Origin of the sequence: Microcella sp. (assembly GCF_030645145.1) — a bacterium.
GTDB lineage: Bacteria > Actinomycetota > Actinomycetes > Actinomycetales > Microbacteriaceae > Microcella.
In genome coordinates this window covers 1-3,731 of sequence record NZ_JAUSMI010000128.1, presented here as the reverse complement: position 1 = coordinate 3,731, position 3,731 = coordinate 1, and the positions used below count along the sequence as shown (strand labels likewise).

The 3,731-nt window shown below is 70.1% G+C and carries 4 protein-coding genes; 2 read left to right on the top strand and 2 right to left on the bottom strand.

All coding sequences use genetic code 11. The features are described 5' to 3' along the window. Positions 1 to 1,225, top strand: a 1,225-nt coding sequence (locus tag Q7T15_RS08475) for a SulP family inorganic anion transporter (protein WP_304695239.1), incomplete at its 5' end; no start/stop codon positions are given. A 23-nt stretch (positions 1,226 to 1,248) separates the two neighbouring features. Here the strand turns inward: Q7T15_RS08475 and Q7T15_RS08470 are convergent. Together Q7T15_RS08470 and fgd are read right to left on the bottom strand one after the other, a co-directional pair. Continuing rightward, positions 1,249 to 1,680, bottom strand: a complete 432-nt coding sequence (locus tag Q7T15_RS08470; protein ID WP_304695237.1) for a hypothetical protein — start codon at positions 1,678 to 1,680, stop codon at positions 1,249 to 1,251. A 6-nt stretch (positions 1,681 to 1,686) separates the two neighbouring features. Then, positions 1,687 to 2,721: a glucose-6-phosphate dehydrogenase (coenzyme-F420) gene (gene fgd, locus Q7T15_RS08465; RefSeq protein ID WP_304695235.1), complete on the bottom strand. Its 1,035-nt coding sequence runs from the start codon at positions 2,719 to 2,721 to the stop codon at positions 1,687 to 1,689. Between the two features lie 123 nt (positions 2,722 to 2,844). Here fgd and Q7T15_RS08460 point away from each other — a divergent pair, with 123 nt between their 5' ends. Beyond that, positions 2,845 to 3,612 carry an SDR family NAD(P)-dependent oxidoreductase gene (locus Q7T15_RS08460; protein WP_304695241.1) on the top strand — a complete coding sequence of 256 codons (768 nt, stop codon included), beginning with the start codon at positions 2,845 to 2,847 and terminating at the stop codon, positions 3,610 to 3,612. Positions 3,613 to 3,731 lie beyond the last annotated feature (119 nt).

Sequence of the window (3,731 nt, the reverse complement as noted above, 5' to 3'; positions counted from 1 at the left end):
CGGCCTGGACTACTTCATCGCGACCGTCATCCTCGCCGGCCTGATCCAGGTGCTGTTCGGCGTCCTCGGCGTCGCGAAGCTCATGCGCTTCATCCCGCGCTCCGTCATGGTCGGCTTCGTCAACTCGCTCGCGATCCTGATCTTCACCGCGCAGCTGCCGTACCTGTTCGGCGTTCCGTGGGAGGTCTACCCGCTCGTCGCGCTCGGCCTGCTGATCATGATCGGGATGCCGCGGCTCACGACCATCGTCCCTGCACCGCTCGTCGCCGTCGCCGTCGTGACCGCGGTCATGGTGCTCATGGCGATCACCGTCCCGAACGTCGGTGACCAGGGCGAGCTGCCCGAGAGCCTGCCGTCGCTCCTGTGGCCCGACGTCCCCCTGAACCTCGAGACGCTCGGCATCATCCTCCCGTACGCCATCGCGATGGCCGTCGTCGGCATCCTGGAGTCGCTGCTCACCGCGAAGCTCGTCGACGACATCACCGACACCCCCTCGGGCAAGACGCGCGAGTCGTACGGGCAGGGTGCGGCGAACATCCTCAGCGGTCTCTTCGGAGGCATGGGCGGCTGCGCGATGATCGGCCAGACGATGATCAACGTCAAGGTCTCGGGCGCCCGCACGCGCATCTCGACCTTCGCCGCCGGCGTCTTCCTGCTCGTGCTAGTGCTGGCGCTCGGCGACCTCGTCGCGATCATCCCGATGGCGGCGCTCGTCGCGGTCATGATCATGGTGTCGGTCGCGACGTTCGACTGGCACAGCGTGCAGCTCAACACTCTGAAGCGGATGCCCAAGAGCGAGACGATCGTCATGGTCGCCACGGTCATCGCGGTCGTCCTCACGCACAACCTCGCGATCGGCGTCGCCCTAGGCGTCGTCGTGGCGATGGTGCTGTTCGCACGCCGCGTCGCCCACTTCGCGACGGTCGACCGCACGGTGCTGGATGCTCCCGACGGCAGCACGTACGCGCTCTACCGCGTCGACGGCGAGCTGTTCTTCGCCTCGAGCAACGACCTGACGACGCAGTTCTGGTACCGCGACGACCCCGACGCGGTCGTCATCGACCTGTCGCAGTCGCACATCTGGGATGCGTCGACGGTCGCCGCGCTCGACGCGATCGTCACCAAGTACGAGCGCTTCGGCAAGAGCGTCGAGATCGTCGACATGAACGCCGAGTCGCACGCGCTGCACGCGCGCCTCGCCGGGCACCTCGGCGCCGGGCATTAGCCGGCGACGCGCTCCGGGTCGCTCTACTTCGTGCGGCCCATGAGCAGGTCGACGCGCCAGCCCTGCTTCGTCTGCACGACGGCGACGGGGATGCGCGGCTTGTCGCCGCGGCCGTCCAGTCGGCGCACCGCCTCGTCGTAGACGCTCTCCAGTCCGCGCGGCACGACGCCCACGACACCCGAGACGCGGCGACCCGAGAAGACGCGCACCTCGATGGGAGCATCCACTCGCTCTTGATCGAGCGAGCGCGCCGGGGTCGCCGTGAACAGCGAGTCGGCCTCGGCGTCGGCGAGCTGCGCGATCTCGTCCTGGTGCGGCGTCGCGTCGGCGAGGCGCATCGTGATGTCGCGGTTCTTCGGCAGGAGGTCGTAGGCGTAGTCGTCGAACGATCCCTTGCCGCGGTCGCCCTTGGGCAGCGACGGGTCGCCGAACTCCTTCTTGCTCCAGAACGGCACGGCGGACTACCCCTGCGTCGCGTCGAACTCGGCGACCGCGGCCCGCAGGCGCGGCATCACGTGCTCGCCGTACAGCTCCAGGAACCGCGCCTGGTCGGGGCCCGGAGCGTGGAAGACGAGGTGCCGGAAGCCCATGCGCACGTAGTCCATGACGCGGCCGACGTGCTCGTCGGGGTCGGTCGAGACGATCCAGCGCGAGGCGGCGCGCTCGAGGGGGAGGGCGTCGGCGAGGCGCTCCATCTCGCGCGGATCCTCGACGCCCATCTTCTCGTCGCCGCTCAGGGCGAGCGCGGCCCAGTGGCGGGTGTCCTCCATGGCGCGCTGCATGTCGGTGTCGAACGAGACCTTCATCTCGATGAGGGTGTCGACGCTGCCGGGCGCTCGCTCGCCCTTCTCGAGGCCCTCGCGGAAGGCGGGCAGCAGGTTCTCGGTGTAGAGCTCGCGCGGCTTGCCGGAGGTCGTGATGTAGCCGTCGGCGATGCGGCCGGCGAGGCGCGTCGCGGCGGGGCCGGAGGCGCCGATGTAGATGGGCACCTTCACCTCGGGCCGGTCGTAGATCGTGACGTTGTCGGTGCGGTAGTGGGTGCCTTCGTGACTCACGCGCTCCTCGTCCCAGAGGCGCTCGATGAGCTGGACGGCCTCCTTGAGGCGGGCGAAGCGCTCCTTGATGTCGGGCCAGACGAACCCGAGCGGCGCCTCGTTGAGTGATTCGCCCGTGCCCACGCCGAGAATGACGCGGCCCGGGAACAGCTGCCCGAGCGTGCCGAACGCCTGCGCGACCATCGCCGGGTGGTGCCGGAACGTCGGCGTCAGCACCGAGGTGCCCATGACGATGCGCTCGGTCTTCGCGCCGAGGGCTCCGAGCCAGGCGATCGCGGCGGGCGCGTGTCCGTCGGTGTGCTTCCACGGCTGGAGGTGGTCGCTGATGAACACCGACTCGAAGCCGGCCTGCTCGGCGAGCACGCCGTAGTCGAGCAGCTCACGAGGAGCGAACTGCTCGCTCGAAGCCTTGTAGCCGATGCGGAACGGGACGGTGCTCATGCGTGACTCCAGTCGACGGCGGCGCGGGTGCATAAGCACCCTACGCGCCGAGCCCGCGTGGTAGGCATGGAGGCCGGCGCCGTCGACGACGACGGCCGCCTCGTGAGTCGACGGAGGACATCCATGCACATCACCGGCCGCACCGCTCTCATCACCGGTGGCGCTTCGGGGCTGGGCCGGGCGACGGCTGAGCGGATGCTCGCCGCGGGCAGCTCGGTCGTTATCGCTGACCTGCCCCAGTCTCCGGGAGCCGCGCTCGCCGACGAGTGGGGCGACCGCGCCGTCTTCGTGCCGACCGACGTCACCGACGCCGAGCAGGTGCAGGCCGCGGTCGACGCGGCGAGCGAGCTCGGGCGGCTCGATGTCGTCGTGGCGTGCGCGGGCATCGTGCGCGGGGCGCGCGTCGTCGGGCGGAAGGGGCCGTTCCCGCTCGACATGTTCCGGCAGGTGGTCGACATAAACCTCACCGGCACGTTCACGGTCGTGAGCCTCGCCGCCGCCCGCATGGTCGAGACGGCGGCGGACGCCCCGGACGAGGAGGCAGGCGTCATCGTCATGACCGCCTCGGTCGCCGCGTTCGACGGGCAGGTCGGTCAGGCCGCCTACTCGGCGTCGAAGGGTGCGATCGTGGGCCTCACCCTGCCGCTCGCGCGCGACCTGGCCGAGCACCGCATCCGCGTCATGGCGATCGCGCCGAGCCTGTTCCGCACGCCGATGGCCGAGATGCTGCCCGAGGAGGCCCTCGCCTCCCTCGAGGAGCAGACCCTGCACCCGCACCGCCTCGGCAGGCCCGACGAGTACGCGGCGCTCGTGCAGCACATCGTCGAGAACCCGATGCTCAATGGCGAGGTGATCAGGCTCGACGGCGCGGTGCGCATGGCTCCGCGCTGAGCGCGACCCGGCCCGTCGGTAGACCCGCCGGCCGACCCGTCGTGACCGAGCGTTCGCCCCTACGATGAGCACATGACCGACCCCCTCGACGCCATCGCGATCGTCGCCGAGGCCGTGTC

Coding starts and splice junctions, on each gene's coding strand:
- Q7T15_RS08460 (WP_304695241.1), top strand. CDS start 2,845: ATGCACATCACCGGCCGCACCGCTCTCATCACCGGTGGCGCTTCGGGG.
- fgd (WP_304695235.1), bottom strand. CDS start 2,721: ATGAGCACCGTCCCGTTCCGCATCGGCTACAAGGCTTCGAGCGAGCAG.